Consider the following 17,801-nt stretch of genomic DNA (forward strand, 5'->3'; position numbering starts at 1 on the left):
GCGACCGCTTCGCTTTTTCAGGTTTTTTCTGTCCTCTCCGTTTCTGTGTAAATAGTTAGTTCAATTGATATAGACGAAACGATAAGATGTTGGATTATAGAACATTACGAGGGGGTTGGGTTACTGTGACCAAGCTTTCAGAAGCCGTGTATTTAGGTCGTCTGCCCGATGTTCGCATGTCTTTTCAATTATTGGGGCTGCATGCACGAAAAGTAGATTCCAACTGGACTTATCCGTCCCACGAGCATTCGATGTATGAAATCCACTGGATGATGGATGGCCAGATGAACATGGTCGTTAACGGGCAGTCATACAGCCAGTCTGTTGGCGACCTTCTGTTTATCCGTCCTGGTATGACCCATTCCTGCACCGGTGCCGGACCGCAGGGGTTCACTTATTTTTCCGTACATTTCAGCATACACGATACTTCTTTTTGCAGAGAACTCAACCGCTATAAAGACATCTATTATCCGGCAGATTCCGATCTGGCTATTGGTCTGTCCTCTTCCCTGTCTACACTCTATGATCTGGCCACAGAGCATTTGTTGAGCTCGCTGTCTTCCTCCAAACAAATGAAGGTTCATGCCGCCGTATTTGAACTGCTTGGCTCCCTGGTCGGCCAGTTATCTCAAAAAGCATCTGTTACTTTATCCCGAAAAGAAACCATCGCCCATCAAATTGCCGAGCACATTGAGGATTCCGTAAGATATATCCATCTTCATGGGGAAATTCAGGAGAGCGAGCGAACCTGGATTCAAGACATCGCCAAGTCACTGAACATTAGCCCATCCCAGGTCAATCGCATCTTTCGGCAGATCTACGGCATTGCCCCGCGCAAATTTTTATCCGAAACCCTGTTGAACGAAGCCCAGCGGCTGTTAAAGCAAACAGACCTGAACATTGACCATATTGCGATGATGCTGGGGTATAAAACCAATGCGCATTTCAGCCGTCAGTTCAAGCGGTGGACAGGCATCGCGCCAAGTGAATTTCGCAGCCATTCCCAGCAGGCAACGGCAGCCGATCATCCTGATGATTGACTTTTTAGTGTTCACATGAAATAAGCAGCTGCTGAATGATCAGCAGCTGCTCTGTCTTTACAAACGTCGAATCTGTTCAGCCGGTTTATTCTAATGTAAAGGAGGCCAAACTCGCGCCTCCGGCTCCCCTGTAAGTAAAATACAAAGCCTGTCTACCGTCCGGAACGGTAATCTCGGCTGTGTATTTTTTCCAATCATTTGTAAAATGTACCGGAATCACTCCCAGAACAGGACCGTCCCAGGCCGTTTTGACCTCGAAGACTCCATTACAATATCCGCGCACCTTGATCCTAACCTGGCGAATTCCGTTACAATCGAAATATTTAAACCCTGCCGTTGCGGATTCAACCATGTTGGCAATATATCCGGTCTCTTCATCGCCGTCTCTTCCATCCTGAGTAATCTTCGGAAAGCGGCTGTCCAGCCACGCTCCCTGTCCGAAGCCACCTGTATACAGTTGATCATCTTTCGTAAAAAGATTGCAAGCCAGGTAAGCCGAGTACTCCCCTTTTCCTTCAAGAGGTCCCCCATTCAAGCCGAGGGAAGTCATTTCCACTTGAGGAATGCTTCCGTCCTCCTCAAAAGAGATCTTTTCAACGCAGCCCTGACGGTTAAATGCGTCCCCATTGGTGTGGCGGTGATAGAAAATGTACCAGTCCCCGTTTATCTCCACAACGCTGCCATGGTTATTCCCGCCATAATACATCGGCTTGTCAGCTGGTTTATAGGCGTCGATATGAAGATCGCAGTTGCTTACGATAACGCCCTGATATTCAAACCCTTTGTTTGGAAATGTACTGGTAGCATAGCATAATTCATGCATGACGATAGAGGAATAAACCAAGTAGTAGATGTCCCCTCTCTTCCGGATGGAAGGTGCTTCAAAAAATTCATGTCCTTCAAATCCGCTGCCCTTGCTGTATGGTTGGCTAGGAGCTACGAATGCGGGTTCATCCACAATCGTCAGCATGTCCGGACCAAGCACCGTCACCATCGCGCCATGTCTCGATTGATCCCCGGGCGCACAGAAGCCGGTATACAGGTATGTATGCTCCCCTTCAGTCAACACGCCGGGATCGAATTGTGGCTCGTCCCCGTCTCTTTCTCCCAGTCGAGTGCCATCGGCATATTTCACGTAACCGTAGAATTCATATTGGCCGGCAGGTGTATCGCATACAGCCACAGAAACAACCGGCACTTTATCCAGCACATAATACAGATAATACCGTCCATCAGGACCTACCGTAACATCTGGCGCATAGAGGCACATACTGGCATCCGGATTCAGCGGATCATCTGTTTTTCGGTAGATCACACCTTCATTTCGCCAATTCCCCAGGTCATTCACTGGGGCCGACCAGCATACATAGTCATTCAAGCAAAAGACATGTCCGTTAAATCGATCATGCGAACCATACACATAAACTCTGCCGTCAAATACATAAGGCTCACTATCAGGAACGTACTCCCAGGATGGAAGGTATGGATTTAACCCCTGTTTCTTCATTCAAGCTGCACTCCTCGCAAAAGTAATTAGGCAATATGATTTGAAAATAAATCCCGTATAATAGAAAACAACTAAAACGCTTACTGACTTTTCAACTCTAATAATAAGGTGAAGACAATGACAAACATTTTTTACGTTGAGTATGACGCTGCACATAACAGCAATTTTGTTTTTGATATTCCCGAAGGGCACAACTGCTGGCTTTTGGTTATTACACAGACTCCTGCTCAGTTCTGGGTAGATGGAAAACTGAAGGATTACCCTCCCCATTGTGCCGTTTTTTTTGAACCGCATCAAAAAGTGTATTATCGGGCTTGTGGAGAGCAATATATTAATGATTGGATTCGTTTTGAAAGCGATGAGCCTTACGTGACCGAAACCTCGCTTCCATTTGGCAAACCTTTTCCTTTGGATGACCCCGAATATTGCCACATGCTATTCCAACTGCTTGTCATAGAGAATTCATTCAAAAAAGATTACAGGGAATCATCCATAGATTGTCTGCTCCGGACCCTGTTCAATAAACTGCTTGAGTCTTACTTTCAAGAAAAGATTAGTCCTCAACACTATAATCTTTTAAAACTTCGGGCGGCCGTCCACAATAATCCCAGCCACCCTTGGACCATATCGGAAATGGCTAAAATCATTAGCATCAGTCCGGGATACCTGCAATTCATTTACAAGAAATTGTTTGGCCTCTCGTGTATGGATGATGTTATTCATAGTCGAATTCGCTTAGCCAAAGAATACCTTCGACATAACCTCTACACGGTTTCAGAGATTGCAGACCGCTGCGGTTACCGTAATGTAGAGCATTTTTGCAGGCAGTTCAAACAAGTGACTGGTTCGACACCAAAGAGATTTCACAAACGGATCGTCGACTTGCCTGTTGGCACAGCCGATTTCGATGGGGTCAACCCTTGATTCCCGTCATCGTAATCCCCTGAATAAAATACTTTTGTCCGATGAAGAAGAGAATCAGCACGGGGATCACTGTAATCAAGGAAACCGCCATCAGCATCTGTATTTGGGAAGAGCCAAAAGAATTCTGAAAGAACTGCAAACCGATAGCCAATGTAAAATTCTCATCGCTATTCAAATAAATTAACGGAGACATGTAGTCATTCCAGTGAAAGGTAATTGACATGAGACCAACCGTAATCAAAGCCGGTTTGATGGCTGGCAGCAGTATTTTGTAATAAATCTGGAAGGCATTTGCACCGTCAATATAGGCGGCTTCATCCAGATCTTTCGGAATGGTTTTGAAGAATTGTCTGAGAAGGAAAATGTTAAATGCTCCTCCCCCAAAAAAGGAGGGAATGATCAGAGGCATCAACGTATCAAGCCAGCCAAGTTTGGTGAACAACAGATACGTAGGAATGAGAGTCACCTGACTGGGGAGCATCATGGTAGCAAGCACGACGGTAAATAACAACCCGCTGTATCTGGATTTGAAGCGTGCAAAGCCAAAGGCTACAAATGAAGCGGAAAGAACCGTTCCAAACGTTGCCAGTCCCGTTACGATTAAGGTATTCCATGTATACCGTGTGAAATCCGCATACTGCCAACCCTGAATGAAATTATCCCACGTAAAAGTTCCCGGGATGATTTTGGGAGGCAGCGTATAGGCTTCCGAGGGGATTTTAAAGGCGGTGGAAAGCATCCATATAAACGGAAAGATAAAAACGACTGCAACAATTGTCAGTATTATATAACTCAAGCTGACTCTGATTCGATCGCTGGTTCTTTTACTTTTATAATAAGCCTCCATGGCTGCACCTCCCAAATTAGTTATCGTAATAAACCCAGTGTCTGGAGGTCCGGTTTACGATTAGAGTGATGAGCATAATAACTAAGAATAATAACCAGGCCAAAGTTGAGGCGTAACCCATCTCGTTATATTTAAATCCGCTGTTATAAATATGCATCATGTAAGTATAGGTGGAGTAACTTGGGCCGCCTTCGGTCAGGATGAAAGGTTGCATAAAGATTTGAAAACCACCGATAATCCCCATGATCAGATTAAAATAAAGCGTAGGCGTTATCAGAGGCAGAGTAATCCGCGTAATTTTCACTAAACTGCTCGCTCCATCCATTTCAGCACTCTCATATAGGGCTTCCGGAATATCCTGCAGCCCCGCAAGTGTAATGATAATGGAATTCCCGATGGTCCAGACCCCCATAATAATAATTGCCGGCATCGCCCATTTGGTATCGCTTAACCAGTTCGGTCCTGTAATGCCGAATAGAGAAAGGAAATAGTTAACGAGTCCGTATTGAGCATTAAAAATCCACCCCCAAAGCAAGGTAACCGCAACGCCGGATGTGATATAAGGGATATAAAAGCTGGTTCGAAAAAAACCAACCCCCTTAATTTTTTGATTAAGCAGAAGAGCAATCAGAAAGGACAAGAGCAAGCTGGCCGGAACGGAAACCAACACAAAATATAGCGTATTCAGCAACGAACGGTAAAATAGTGGGTCCTGTGTAAAGGCTCTGACGATATTATCTAAGCCAATAAATTGACCTGAGCCGGTCATATCCATATTTGTGAAAACCAGAATGATGGAATAAACCATGGGATATAAAGTGAATATTAAAAAGCCCAAAAGCCATGGCGAGATAAAGAGGAAAAATGATTTTTCCTCCCTTTTTTCAATGCTAATGTTTCGAGCCTTCATTCTTTCGCCTCCATAAATGCCTGCATTTGCAAGACCGATTATGATAGAGATGGGGGGACTGCCCCCCCATTGTTAAACAAACCGTACATTGTTCTTCTATTATTTGTTTTGATGGATCGAGTCAAGAGCGGCCTGAATTTGTGAGGTATAGGCTTTAGCGGCTTCCTCAGCCGATTTCCCCTGAACGGTGACCTGCTGCCAGGTCTGCTTGTAAAGATCCCCTGCCTTAGCAATGGAGCCTCCCCAAGGGAAAGTTATGGCATCCTGCAGTCCAGTTACAAAATCCACCATGGAGATATCTGTACCTTCAATTTTCAAGTTGGCAAACGTACTTTCAGCCGATTCTTTCGCCGCAGGAAGATTTACCTTGCTGTACAATTCGCCTACCTCTTTATTCAGGGATACTGTTTTTATATAAGCCCAAGCCGCTTCTTTATTTTTAGAATCTTTATTCATGGCGAAGCCGGTCTGAAATTTAATGTTGACTGTCTTTCCGGACGGATCTTTTGGAGGCATCACAATTCCCCATTTGAAATTTGATCCAATATTTTTGGAAATCGTCGAAGCTTCAAACACACCTAGCGGATACATCGCAGCCTTGCCTGCAGCGAACATTTGATCCATGGGCATGCTCTTGGCAGCAGCATCATCCGGCATTGCTTTTGCGTTCACCAGGTCGCCAAACAATTGGTACCCCTTAAGCGTATTGGGATCATCCAAAGTCTGTTTGGTCCAATCCTCGTTATATGGCATCCCTCCGTATATAAATGGAGCAAAGCTTTGCAAAATCCAGTGGGACACAATACCGTAGACCCGGTTTACTCCTTCACCCGACGAGATCTGTTTGGCTGTTGCCGAAAAATCATCCCAAGTCCAGTCATTTGTTGGATAAGGGATCCCCGCCTTGTCAAAGATGTCTTTATTGTACGCAATCATAAAATCCGAGGCTGTTGTCGGCATACCTTTGCGTGTACCGTCCGGATCAACATATCCTCCGTCAACTCCCTGCGTAAACAAAGCTTCCAGGTCTAATTGATCCTTTTCAATATAAGGGTTTAAATCTTCGAACCATTTAGACCTTAGCCCTTTCCAGTCCGGGGACATCATAATCACATCACCAGCATTTCCCGCAGCGAGAGCTGCATCCAACTTAACATCGATGTTATCTGCCGGGAGCCAAACTTCATGCACCTTCACTTTTGGATAGAGTTTCTTGAAAATTTTAGTTGCTTCCTTCCGGGACTGGAGCTCCTCACCGCCGCCCCACCCGAAAATGGTAAGGTCGCCGGAAATTTCCTGCCCACCCGGATTAGAACTGCCCCCAGGGTTTTCCTCCGCCTGATTACCGTTTCCTCCGCAAGCTGTGAGCGCTGTCATTAATATCCCGATGAATAGAATGGCTGAAAATCTTCTCATATTTATCCTCCTTTGTACTTAGGCCATGGCTAATGTTATAACCCGATGAATGAATTTAACATCCTGACTACATTCGAAAAACGGGGGAGGGGATTACTGATCAATCCTTATTTAATACAAAGATCCTATGACCAACCCAAACCTGAATCTGTCCTAAAATTGCACGGTGAAACTTCCCAGACATCGCATATCGAAACACCACTCCTTCTGCTTTGTTAGCGTTTTCTTTTGTTATTTAAAAGTAAGGTTTCTCACGGTTTGATTCAATGACCTATCCTAAAGAATTATTGATCAATAGTCACATTCAACTATTTGTTGTTACGGGCTGTGGTAAAACTCTTGCAAGAAAAGAAGATGTCTTAGAGGAATGAGACGAACAAAAAAAAGGGACTCGATGTGCTCATCGAATCCCTTTTATTCCATCCTGATTATTTAGATGTAAGACTTACTTTTGCAGCCGTTTGATCCCAATCCACGGTCAGTCCCAGTCCTTCAGAGATGAAGCGTACCGGTACAAGTGTGCGACTGTTCTTGATAATGGCTGGTGCATCAATTTCGAGCGTTTCACTATTCACCGTTGCCGTGCTGCTTCCGATCTGGAGCACAAGCGTCTGGTCATTCAGAACGGCTGTTACCGTTTTCGCTGTTTTGTCCCACGTTACTTCTGCACCCAAAGCTTCAAGGATGGCGTTCACAGGTACCATAACTCGTCCGTTTTGCTCTAACGGGTCCTGATCCGGGAACGTAATCGCTTGGCCATCCAGGGTTACCGTAATCGCTTTGTCTGTTGTTCCTGTTCCGGTATCCGTACCTGTATCTTCCGAAGTCTCAGGCAGAGGTGTTACTTCACGTCCAAGCTGCTCTTGCAGATTGGCAAGTCGGTTCAGGGCAAACGTCGTCAGCGATCCCGCTGCCATGGAGCCCATACCTCCGCCAAAGTTACCGCCAGGACGTGTCTGGGTATTGCCTGTGCTGGCTGTTGTTCCCGTTCCTGTTGTGCCATCCGGCGGTGTCGTACCATCGGGAGGTGTCATGCCTTCAAAACCTTCCGGAGGCGTCATACCTTCCATGCCCTCTGGCGGTGTCATACCTTCGAATCCTTCTGGTGGTGTACCACCCATGCCACCCATACCGCCTGCTGCATCAGCGTTGGCTGAATATGCGATGTTGGATTCAAACTGCTCTGCTGTGTAGAACTTCGTTGGATCTGCTTCTACATATGGACGAATGATGTCAGCCAGATCTGTGATACGGTCCTGAATGTCTTCCAGATAGTCCGTTAACTCATTGACGTAGCTCAAGTATTTTTCCTTATACTCAGGCACAGCCAGCAGGTTGTTGATCATCGGTACATTTTCCATGCTAATGCCCAGTACTGGCTCGTCCACAGATACGTTCGTTGCGTTGGTGTTGGTCATCGTTGATCCAGTTGTTGTTGTTCCACGTCCGCCTCCACCGGCGTATCCATTAAAAGACATGTTAAAGTCCCAAGGGACAACGGTGAATTTGCCATCTGCGTCGCCGTAGAGCATGTAGTTATGCCCTTTGTCACCGCTATAGCTATCATAGTTGCCAAAGACCATGTTGCCCGCGATATATTTCAGTGCCGAATCCACGTCCAGCACACTCTCGATATCGCCTTTTTCACCTTCAGGCATGTCGTTCAGCGTTTTGATGAAGTTTTTGAGCTTGGTTTTATTCTCGTCCGTACCCAAATCTTCGGTGATGGTGCTGTAGTCACTGCCTTCTGAATACTGCAGATAACTCTTCTCCTCCGTATCGTAGAGGACACCGTCCTCATAATCTTCGCCGTAATTGCGTTCCAGGTAGCTGTCATCTACTGCTTCGACCCCGGTATAGAAACCAACCAGTTCGCCGTTGATATACAGATTAACGTAGTTCGTCATCGGTACATCCATGCCAATGCTGCGCAGCGCTTCATAATGAAGAACTTCACGCATGTACGATGGATCGGCGTAGTTGTTGTTCAGGACCATTTTATCCAGACCAAGCAGGGTTTGTGTTTTGTCGTATTTATCGAACTTCAGTCTGAAGCTGTAACGGTCGGAATCTTGCATCGAGGCTACGGATTTCAACGTCAGATTACCCTTGGTGGAGAAACCAACGTTATCCAGCTTGTTGCCGTCCACTTCCACACTTACCTTCTTATAATCCTTATCCAGCGGGCTTTCGAGCATGCTCTTCCAGTCTGCATCATCAATCGTAACATTCACATCAATGATGTTGTCCGTTTGGAACAACGATTCATAGGCTTGAGTGACACCTGTGCTGGTAGTTGTATCCTCAGCGGCAAACGCAGCGTTCGGGCTTCCTAGCAAAACAAAAGAAGATGATGTTACCATCGTCACGGACAAGGCCGTTACTGCAACTTTACGTAGTAAACTATTCAAATGATGAATCCTCCTTATTGGTTTCTGTTAAGCAACGTAGGCTTATGAAACCATGGTAGAGGACAAACCTTTAATGAATCTTAAATCAATGATCCACAACAAAAAGTAGCCCATCAGGCTACATAAGTTGAACTATAAATGGTACACCTTATCACTCCGATTGCAGGATGGTGTACAATTGAGCTTCAACTTATATAGACGCCTGCCAGGCTACTTGTTCTGATCCTTTATAGCTCGGTAACGGTCACACCTGCTGCTTTGTAGTAGTCCTCATCTACATTGTTTAGAACGTTGGCCTTCATTAGGATGCCGACTCCGGCAAAGAGTCCGATTCCGTTTGTGTTCCCTTCGATTCGGTTATTTTCAATCAACACATTCTCGGGGTTACCTTCGCCAATATTGCCGGCTCCGGCATCGCCTTTGTCGCGTTCAAGACGCACGCCCCAGTATCCGCTTGCGGTATTGTTACGGATCACATTGCCTCGAATCACCGTACCCGGTCCATTCAACACTTTGATTCCTGCCGCATCTGCAATCGTGGTTGTATTCTCGATGAGGTTATCCTCGATTAGAGTATCGGGGGTGCCCATAGTTACCGAAATGCCGATTTGGCTGTTCCTGATCGTGTTGTCATGAATGTAGTTTCCTTTACCCGACTTGCTGTGATTGCTGGGTGCTGAACCCCCTGTATTGCCAAGTCCAATCCCTGCGCCTGTCAGCACATCCGTAATGACATTGCCGGAGATTTCATTCAAATACTCCAGTTCACCATGAAGATCAATAGCATCCAGCTTGGTTCCGTTAAATGTATTGCCACGCAGCACGTTGTTATGAGCGACAAACTGAATCAACGCTCCATGTCTGAGATAAGGGCCCTCAAACGTACTATCCTCAACCACATTCCATAACGTATCATTGTCAAAACCGAGTCGATCAGTCTTGGCCGTTCCCTGAATGGAAATTCCGTAGCCTGAACCCCCAGGGCCCAGATCTGTTGCATTACGGAATGTTGCATGCTTCACAACGACATCTCGGCTGTGTTCGATGCGGATCGCCATTCGTTTGAATTTCTCCACAATTACGCCGTCGATCGTAATGTCATACGATGGAGCCTCACCATAGTTGGCGATGTGAATTAGGCTATCCGGCCCCCCTGCGGAGGGATTGTTGGATTTGTGATCGGTTGTGTAGCTGCCAGACCAAGATGATGTTATGGTCATATTGGATACGAGAATGCTGTGCTGAGCCGATGCTTTCAGGACCGCGCTGCCCGTCACCTGATCCAGCGATGTCTTGAGCACGGTTCCGCCACTGCTCTCTCCTCTCAGATTCACCCCGGATTTGAGCTTCAGGTTGGTGGTTCCATCCGGCCCGGACAACAAATTGTACACTCCATCAGGCAAAAACACTTCATCACCAGCGTTCGCCTCATCAATAGCAGCCTGTATTGCGGGTCGGTCATCACTCGTATGATCAGCCAGATCTGCTCCGTAATCCCGTACATCAATCGTACGTCCGGTTACAGCATGAGGAGAATGGATAGTATGCGGTGCTCCATCTGTCTCCGTCAGTCCTGGAGCGATAAAGGGCACCGTCCCTTCGGGTGGTTGTGGCTCAATGTATGGAATCAGGGCAACAGGCGTTCCTCCCCCTGCATAAGGGGCATACAGATGCACATCGGTCAGACTCGTGTAAATACTTGAATCAGAATTGCCATGCCCGGTGATCCGTACATAACGTGCAGAAGTGTCCGGGATATCAAATGCCTGCATTTCGGTTGTATCCCCACTGCTTTCGCCGCCATATACCTGGGTCCAATGATTCCCGTCAACAGACGTGTCTATCTCAAAGAAGGTCTTTCGGACATCCCCTTTGTAAAAACCAATCCCAACATAGCTCACTTGCTGAACCTGACCCAGATCATACATGATCCATTGCCCCTCTCCGGCAACTGACCAGCGTGTATAACTGTTATTGTCGAGGGTATTGGTCGCCAGGTTGCCGTCGCTACCGCTTGCCGAGACGGAGGCAACAGGCAGGGACGATACCGGAACCGCAAGGGTGGTCATACCGGTTGATAGAGCACTGCTGACGTTGCCGGCTTCATCAATCGCCCTCACTTGAAACGTGTACGATGTTTCGGCTGCAAGTCCGCTGTCACGAAATGACTGCTTACCTTGTTCAGCCAGCATAACTCCATCTCGATAAATCCGGTAGGCAGATACAGCTGTATCATCACTGGCAGCGGGCCATCTCAGTTCTGCAAACTCCGTTCCCCAGTTGCGAATCTCAAGCTCAGCTTCCTGCTGCCATTCTGGCGCGCGTGTGTCGCTTCCATCTTCGATTAATGAGATAACAGATAACTGTGGACGCGGATTGCTCGTTCCGTTGGCTTCCTTGGTGTATACGTTCACGGAAACACCTGTTGATCCCGCATCCGCGAGCAAAAATGCAACCTGATCCGCATCTGGGCGACTCTTCAAATAATCGGTTACATCCACTTCATAGACGGCCGGGCTTCCACTACGATCTGCCGTGACCTGGAATGTGCCAAGCAGCGAACTTTCGCTGAGACTTTGGACCGGGGCATTCGACCAGGTTAACGATGATTCGCTCCAGTCTGTTTTATTCAAACCGTAAAGAGACAACTCTGTATCGATATTCGATGTGCCTTTTTTGGCGGCAATCCGTAGTCGATACCGATCTCCTTCGACCTCATTTCCGGTCATGTCAAATTTGAAGTACACATATTTCTTGGTCGATGGCGTGGAAGAAATGCTTAGCAATCCGGTGCTGGAGCCCGTGGCCTGATTGAAATTCAAGTCAGGCTTGCTGCTGTCAATCGCCGCATCGTCGTTTGGCAGCTTGCTGGCGATGACCTTTTCAATCAACGGTTTCTCTTCTTCCTCTTCTTCATCTCCAGGCGTAGTGTGTTCGGGATTGCTTTTGAACATAACGGGCTCCGTAACGATCCGGTTCTTCACATGTTCATCAAGGAAGGCCCATGCCTCCGCATTGGCAACCTCGGAAGCCGTCCCTGTAAATCCATGGCCCTGACCGGGTACGACTTTCATATCTACAATCGGGACACCCGCCGATTGAAGCTGTCCCGCGAAAGTAACACTGTCGGTATAGGGAATGGTGGCATCAGCATCACCGTGCCGAATCCAGAACGGTGGATCATCTGGTGAAGCATACGTGCCCGGCATGGCAAGTCTGGCCTGCTCCGGAACATCGAACGCACGATGCCCGCCAAGCAGAGCTGTGACCGAGCTATAGTTATTGGCAAATGTCGTCGTAAAATCAGCAGGTCCGTACCAGTCGGCAACGGCCTGCACTTTGTCGGAATACTCAGGCCATCCGCCAGAACCTTCAAGATCAGGTACATCTACCGTCACCCCTGTATCGAGCTCTACAGTGTCCCCAGCGACCATGTCCCCTGTTGTGCCGAGTAATGCAGCCAGATGGCCGCCCGCTGATGATCCCCAGACGCCGATCCGACTCGGGTCCAGATTGTACTGGGCTGCATGGGCCCGCAAATATCGGATAGCGAGCTTTACATCCTGAATCTGGGCAGGGAAAGGCGCCTCAGGTGTCAGCCGGTAGTCCAGAGATACACCGATATAACCGCGTTTGAGTACATAATTGCATATGGAGTTTAATGCCTGCTTCCTGTCCCCGTGATTCCATCCACCTCCATGGATATAGACCATGACCGGCATCGGTTCAGCTGCCGCTGTCTCGGGAACAGCAATGGATGAATAGATTGCTCGCCCACCAGCCGTTCCAATCTCCACATCCTCGTATAAAGTTACTCCTTGTGGTGGCGTAAACTCCGTATTCTCCTCTCCAGGCGGAACTGGGGATGGGGCAGGCGTTATACCGGGAATAGCCTGACCGTAAATGACAACATTGTCGATATACATGTTGGCCTGCATGGCATCTCCTGTTCGAAAACGAATTTTCACTGTGCTGTTATTGTTCGCTTCCGAACCCAGCGTCCAGCTTTTTAACGTATTTCCTTGCTTGTTCTTCGCATCAGGAGTGCCTGGGGCAAGTTCAAATGTCTCCAGCGTTGCCCAGGAACTGCCTCCGTCCTTCGACCATTCAATAATGATGCTTCCGCTGATATAGGACGAGGCGCGTGTGTAGTAGTTCAGCCGGATATTTCCGTATCCAGTCAGATCAAGCGGCAGTGCGATTGCATCGGTTCCGTCAATTTTGATCATGTTGGGCAGCGAGGGGGCGGTTGTGGAAGATGACGTTTTGGCCTTGCTCCCTCCTTCTCCTTCCTGAAGCCAGGGGGCTCTCAGTGCAATTCCGCCTGTAGAGCCAAAGTTGTCCGGATCATCAAAGTTTTCCGCGTAAATCTCCAACTCTGGGCCCTCCGGATCCGGGATATTTTCTTCCTGCGTACTATTTAAAATAGAATGAGGAACAGCGTCTTCGATCGCCCGGACTTCATGCACGGGAACGGTAATACCGCTAATGAGTATGACAGACATGGCAACAAGTACAACCCGCTTCTTCCACGTTTTGAACACGTCATTCACTTGCATCCCCTCCGTATTCAGCTGACTTGCCACTCCGATGACAGAACAACCTTCCGATCGCTGTTATCGTGTAAAATGTATAGTTCAACTTAAATCGTTAGCGACGCGGTGCGGACACGCCTTCACCCTTATTGAATTTCTCGGTGGCTTCTTTGATTGCCTGATCGCCGCCTTTGGATTTCCATTCCTCTACCACTTTCGGCCAATCGGAGATCGGCTCCTTACCATAAACCATCTTGATCATGTGTGTGAGCAATACCTGAGGAGGTGTATCCGAATTGGGAGCAATCTCGGGATTCTGTACAAAAGCTTCCAAACGCGGATCAAAGTTGATGCCATCCCGACCTTCTTTGGCTAAGATGGTATCGTAAATATTCATCAGCGTTCTGCCTTCTTCTGTCAGCGATAACGAGCCTTTATTGTACGTTGTGTCCTGTACGAACCATAAGAACGACTGACGGTAACGCTCTTCGTCTACACCAGCGGAGTCTGTTGGAGCTGTGTATGAAATCACGCCATTATCCTCTGTGTAGGTCTCTCCTTCTGTGCCGTATGTGAAAAACTTCTCCGCTTCGTCAGACACCATCCAGTTGAAGAAACGGATAATGGAAGCCGGATCAGCCGCATCCTTATTAATAAAGTAGGCACGTGTCACCGGACCGTACAAATAATAACCGCCCTTTCCGTCCGGGCCGACAGGGGAAGGGATAATCTCGATTTTGGCATCGGGAACCGACGCTTTAATCTGCTTCTCCCATTGGATCAGTTCGTTGGCATTCATGGACCACATGCCCGCCTTGCCCGAGAGAATCGTATTTTTGAATACGGTGGAATTGATGGTCGCGAACTCTTTGTTGATCAGCCCTTCCTCGTACATCGTCTTATAGACCGTTAGGGCTTGCTGCATATTCTCGTTATCCATAAATTTAGGAACAACCTGGTCGCCCTGCTGCTCCATCATGGACAGGAATTGCTGTACGTCATAGGCACCGAAAAAGGTATCCGCATATTTGAAATCCTCACGCCCCATATACGGATTCTCCACGCCGAGCTTCTTAAAGGCGCGCAAAACGTCCATAGTCTCCTCAACCGTCGTGGGCACCGGCAGTCCCGTTTGATCCAGCAGATCCTTGCGAATCCAGGTTGCCCGGCGGGATGGATTGGATAAATATTCAGGGATAGCATAGATATGGCCGTCATGAGTTACCTGGTCCCAGGCTTCCTTCGGCACGGTTTTGAGCAAATCTTGCCCGTACTGCTGCAGCAGTTCATCCAGCGGCTGAAATACTCCAGCTTCGACCGAGCCTGCCATCTCTTTGCCGTTGACGCCGCCGTCACCCTGCACCACGTCAGGAATATCATTGGTGGCAAACATCTGGACCATTTTCTGTTCATATTCCTTATGGGGGACCAGGACAATTTCCAGATCGGTATTCGTCAGATCCTCCAGTTTTTTCACCCATTGATCCTTGTTAATGTCTGGTGACTTCTCCACATACGTATACGCCAGCGTACGGAGTGAAATGGAGAATTTCGTTTTGCCGTCTCCCCCGCCTTCACCGGATGCCGCTCCGCTGCCTTTGTTGCACCCGGTCATAACAGCTGCTGCCAGCAATAGCGCCATGCCTGAGACCATCCACTTTTTCATGCTACCCCTCTTTTCATCCTGATTTAGGTACCACTCGTTGGTGAAGCGCTTTCAAATAGATGTTAAAACATCCCCACCGCCTGCAACAATGGGGATGTTTTAGATGAGATTGCGTTTTCTTTAGGTCCGCACTCCCTAGTACGTCTTGGATACCTCGATCTTCTTCGTTACACCGTTGTCGGTAAAATAGAGATGGATGCCGTGATCCTGGTCATCGATGAAATAGGGGACATACTTCGGCTCCTCGATTTTATATGGTACAAGCAGTGTTACAATTCTGTGGCTTGAGGCCGGCCGCGTTTCTGCGGTCAGATGATAATGTCTTTCCAGCCCTTCGTACTCTGCCGGGTCCACCTCTGCGAATTGATCCGTCTGGCTGAGCGCCAGCTCACCGGAGGAAGCATATACAAACGTGCCCTCAAGCCCCGCCATATTCCCGTTCAGACGGAAGCTCTGCCCTTTCAGCTGTAGCGGGTGCAGTGCATGGAACAGCCATTGAACGCTGTCCGGCTTCTCCAGGTCAATGTGGTCCACAATGACGAAGTAGGATGATTGCAGAAAATGAATCTCCCGTACAACACGCTTCACATGAGGTACGGTGCTGGCATAGGCATCGGTCGCTACCGCGCGCACATAACCATCGCCGTCCCGCCAATAGGCCTCTTCGATCTGCCCGGTGGCGGCCATATTCAGCACCTTGTTGTTCTCAGCATACTGCCCTGCTCCACCAATCAGCAGGTTGTTTTTGGAACGTGTCTGCCTGCGCCATTCCCGGTGAAAGGAGCTGCCGTGGGCGATATAATAGCCTGTATCCGCCGCAAGCGGCTCACCGAATGCGTGCAGGGTAAAGCTGTTCTGATCCGCATGACTGTGGCTGATGGAGCCATAACGGCTCGACTTGAGCAGCAGCATAACATGCTCATCCGGATCGTCCATCCGGTGATGCATGGCTACCCAACCCACATCACGGAACCACTTCAGCGGCTCGATGTCCACAGGCGACTCTTCCTCCACCTGCGGATAATCGTGGCGGTATACCAAGTCGTCAAAGTTAAAGTCCCACCAACCGTAATTATAAAAAGCTCCCTCTGTCCCCGGATCGGATTGGCGCACACGCTCAAAGTACCACTGGTACCAACGGTTGCCTGTAACACCTGCCAGTTGGCGGACAAGATAGCCTGTTTTCAAGTTTACCGGGTCACCCAGCGTAGACTGATCTCCAAAGCTGGCGCGCCGTGCATCGGGCGGGTACACGTAGAGTGGAAAATCCCCAGTACGCTGGAAGAACGGCCGACGAAAGAAATCGATGCCAGCATAGTTTCGTAACAAATTCATCGCTTCTGTCACGTAGGCCATACCTGTTGTCCAGTACATCGGGCCTTCAGCCCAACCTCCATCACTTCCTCCCCAAGGGGAGTACAGACAGGCATAATAATCGATCGCATAATCCAGCCACACTGCAGCCTGCTGATGCTCATGCAACAAGGCCATACAGCAGGGCACAAGCACGGAAGACAATGAACGCACCGCATGGCTGTCATAAGGCACATGATGGATCTTCGAGCGAACCATCACATGCTGGGCTACCTGTTCTGTCCGCCGCAGCAAACTGCGCCTTACCATCTCTTGCTCTTCACTGTTCAACTCATCATGCAGCCAGTCATAACCCCAAGCAAGCGCAGCGGCAACCCGAAAGGCCGCCTCATCGTTATAATCACGAGAGGTCGTTCCCTCTGTATCCCAAGCCGCCACATGCAATAACCAGGTTTTCGCTGCTCCAAGCAACCGTTCGTCACGTAGCACCCGCCCCGCGATGCTGAGATGTCGAATCGCATATAACGTTTCCTGACAATCAATATACATTTGCCTCCAGAGCGCGGCGACACGTTTGTTCTCCGGGTAAGGCAGCGGTTCACGAATTGGTTCGCGGTTGGCCCATGGCTCCACGGAATTTGCCATAAATACATCCCAGCCGCAATATGTAGCATCTGTCGCAATGGCATCCGCAAGTGCCTGCAGCCCGCTCTCTCCGAGCCATAACCGGGGGTGAGACGTGTCTGTGGAAATGTACCGCTGCGCCCGGGAAGGTAGCGGTGTCTCGGGTAATCCCGCTGGCACAGTGAACTGCCGCACCTCACTCCAAGCCGACATTTCCCCTTGCTTCCTTTGCGAGGCATGCCCTTTGGCTTCACTCCCTTGCTTCCCCTGAGAGACATATGCTTCGGCTTCGCCCACTTGCTGCACTGGTTGATCTACAAGCAGCGCATATCGCCAATAGTACTCCCCAGGTTCAAACACCCGGTCCGGCGTGAAAAAGTTATACGGGAGCGGCGCAAAGGTCATCGTCTCTCCTTCCTGAAAAGAAGACCCCACCGATACTTGCAGCATATAGGCATTCTCGTCTTCTTGCTGTGCCGCCATCCAGGTAAACCTCGGCGGATTTTCTCCTAGAACGGTGTGCTCGTCAGGCGCATAGTCCACATGGAACGGCCCGCTGATTGGTTGGTACAACGGTCTTTCTGCAAGCTTCCGCTTCACTTCCATC

General features: G+C 48.6%; 10 protein-coding genes. 2 read left to right on the plus strand and 8 right to left on the minus strand.

Translation table 11 applies throughout. The annotated features are described in order from the left end of the window. The first annotated feature begins 125 nt into the window (after nucleotides 1-125). Entirely contained in the window at nucleotides 126-1,040 is a 915-nt protein-coding gene (locus HW560_RS33000) for an AraC family transcriptional regulator (RefSeq protein WP_179265661.1), read from the plus strand. Nucleotides 1,041-1,125: 85 nt separating this feature from the next. On the opposite strand, the gene HW560_RS33005 is transcribed toward HW560_RS33000, so the two are convergent. Further along, nucleotides 1,126-2,547, minus strand: coding sequence for a family 43 glycosylhydrolase (locus HW560_RS33005; protein ID WP_179265662.1), 1,422 nt, complete (start codon nucleotides 2,545-2,547; stop codon nucleotides 1,126-1,128). A gap of 117 nt (nucleotides 2,548-2,664) precedes the next feature. On the opposite strand from HW560_RS33005, the gene HW560_RS33010 reads away from it, so the two are divergent. Then, nucleotides 2,665-3,471: a helix-turn-helix domain-containing protein gene (locus HW560_RS33010; RefSeq protein WP_090893821.1), complete on the plus strand. Its 807-nt coding sequence runs from the start codon at nucleotides 2,665-2,667 to the stop codon at nucleotides 3,469-3,471. On the opposite strand, the gene HW560_RS33015 is transcribed toward HW560_RS33010, so the two are convergent. The 7 genes from HW560_RS33015 to HW560_RS33045 form a co-directional block, all read right to left on the minus strand. Beyond that, nucleotides 3,461-4,318: a carbohydrate ABC transporter permease gene (locus HW560_RS33015; RefSeq protein WP_256221911.1), complete on the minus strand. Its 858-nt coding sequence runs from the start codon at nucleotides 4,316-4,318 to the stop codon at nucleotides 3,461-3,463. The two genes, HW560_RS33010 and HW560_RS33015, sit on opposite strands and share 11 nt — an antisense overlap. A gap of 16 nt (nucleotides 4,319-4,334) precedes the next feature. Then, nucleotides 4,335-5,228: a carbohydrate ABC transporter permease gene (locus HW560_RS33020; RefSeq protein WP_090893817.1), complete on the minus strand. Its 894-nt coding sequence runs from the start codon at nucleotides 5,226-5,228 to the stop codon at nucleotides 4,335-4,337. Between the two features lie 99 nt (nucleotides 5,229-5,327). Beyond that, nucleotides 5,328-6,644, minus strand: a complete 1,317-nt coding sequence (locus HW560_RS33025; protein ID WP_179265663.1) for an ABC transporter substrate-binding protein — start codon at nucleotides 6,642-6,644, stop codon at nucleotides 5,328-5,330. Between the two features lie 428 nt (nucleotides 6,645-7,072). Continuing rightward, nucleotides 7,073-9,055: a CotH kinase family protein gene (locus HW560_RS33030; RefSeq protein WP_179265664.1), complete on the minus strand. Its 1,983-nt coding sequence runs from the start codon at nucleotides 9,053-9,055 to the stop codon at nucleotides 7,073-7,075. 227 nt (nucleotides 9,056-9,282) lie between these two features. Next, nucleotides 9,283-13,614, minus strand: coding sequence for an alpha/beta hydrolase fold domain-containing protein (locus HW560_RS33035; RefSeq protein ID WP_373565023.1), 4,332 nt, complete (start codon nucleotides 13,612-13,614; stop codon nucleotides 9,283-9,285). Nucleotides 13,615-13,705: 91 nt separating this feature from the next. Then, complete coding sequence (locus HW560_RS33040) at nucleotides 13,706-15,256, minus strand: extracellular solute-binding protein (protein ID WP_179265666.1); 1,551 nt, start codon at nucleotides 15,254-15,256, stop codon at nucleotides 13,706-13,708. Between the two features lie 135 nt (nucleotides 15,257-15,391). After that, nucleotides 15,392-17,800: a DUF4962 domain-containing protein gene (locus tag HW560_RS33045; protein ID WP_179265667.1), complete on the minus strand. Its 2,409-nt coding sequence runs from the start codon at nucleotides 17,798-17,800 to the stop codon at nucleotides 15,392-15,394. Nucleotide 17,801: the final 1 nt, after the last annotated feature.

Source organism: Paenibacillus sp. E222 (assembly GCF_013401555.1).
Classification (GTDB): domain Bacteria; phylum Bacillota; class Bacilli; order Paenibacillales; family Paenibacillaceae; genus Paenibacillus.

Bases quoted from the DNA above. Each gene is read 5' to 3' on its own strand.
- HW560_RS33005 (WP_179265662.1), bottom strand. From the start codon at position 2,547: ATGAAGAAACAGGGGTTAAATCCATACCTTCCATCCTGGGAGTACGTT.
- HW560_RS33010 (WP_090893821.1), top strand. From the start codon at position 2,665: ATGACAAACATTTTTTACGTTGAGTATGACGCTGCACATAACAGCAAT.
- HW560_RS33015 (WP_256221911.1), bottom strand. From the start codon at position 4,318: ATGGAGGCTTATTATAAAAGTAAAAGAACCAGCGATCGAATCAGAGTC.
- HW560_RS33020 (WP_090893817.1), bottom strand. From the start codon at position 5,228: ATGAAGGCTCGAAACATTAGCATTGAAAAAAGGGAGGAAAAATCATTT.
- HW560_RS33025 (WP_179265663.1), bottom strand. From the start codon at position 6,644: ATGAGAAGATTTTCAGCCATTCTATTCATCGGGATATTAATGACAGCG.
- HW560_RS33035 (WP_373565023.1), bottom strand. From the start codon at position 13,614: ATGCAAGTGAATGACGTGTTCAAAACGTGGAAGAAGCGGGTTGTACTT.
- HW560_RS33040 (WP_179265666.1), bottom strand. From the start codon at position 15,256: ATGAAAAAGTGGATGGTCTCAGGCATGGCGCTATTGCTGGCAGCAGCT.
- HW560_RS33045 (WP_179265667.1), bottom strand. From the start codon at position 17,800: ATGGAAGTGAAGCGGAAGCTTGCAGAAAGACCGTTGTACCAACCAATC.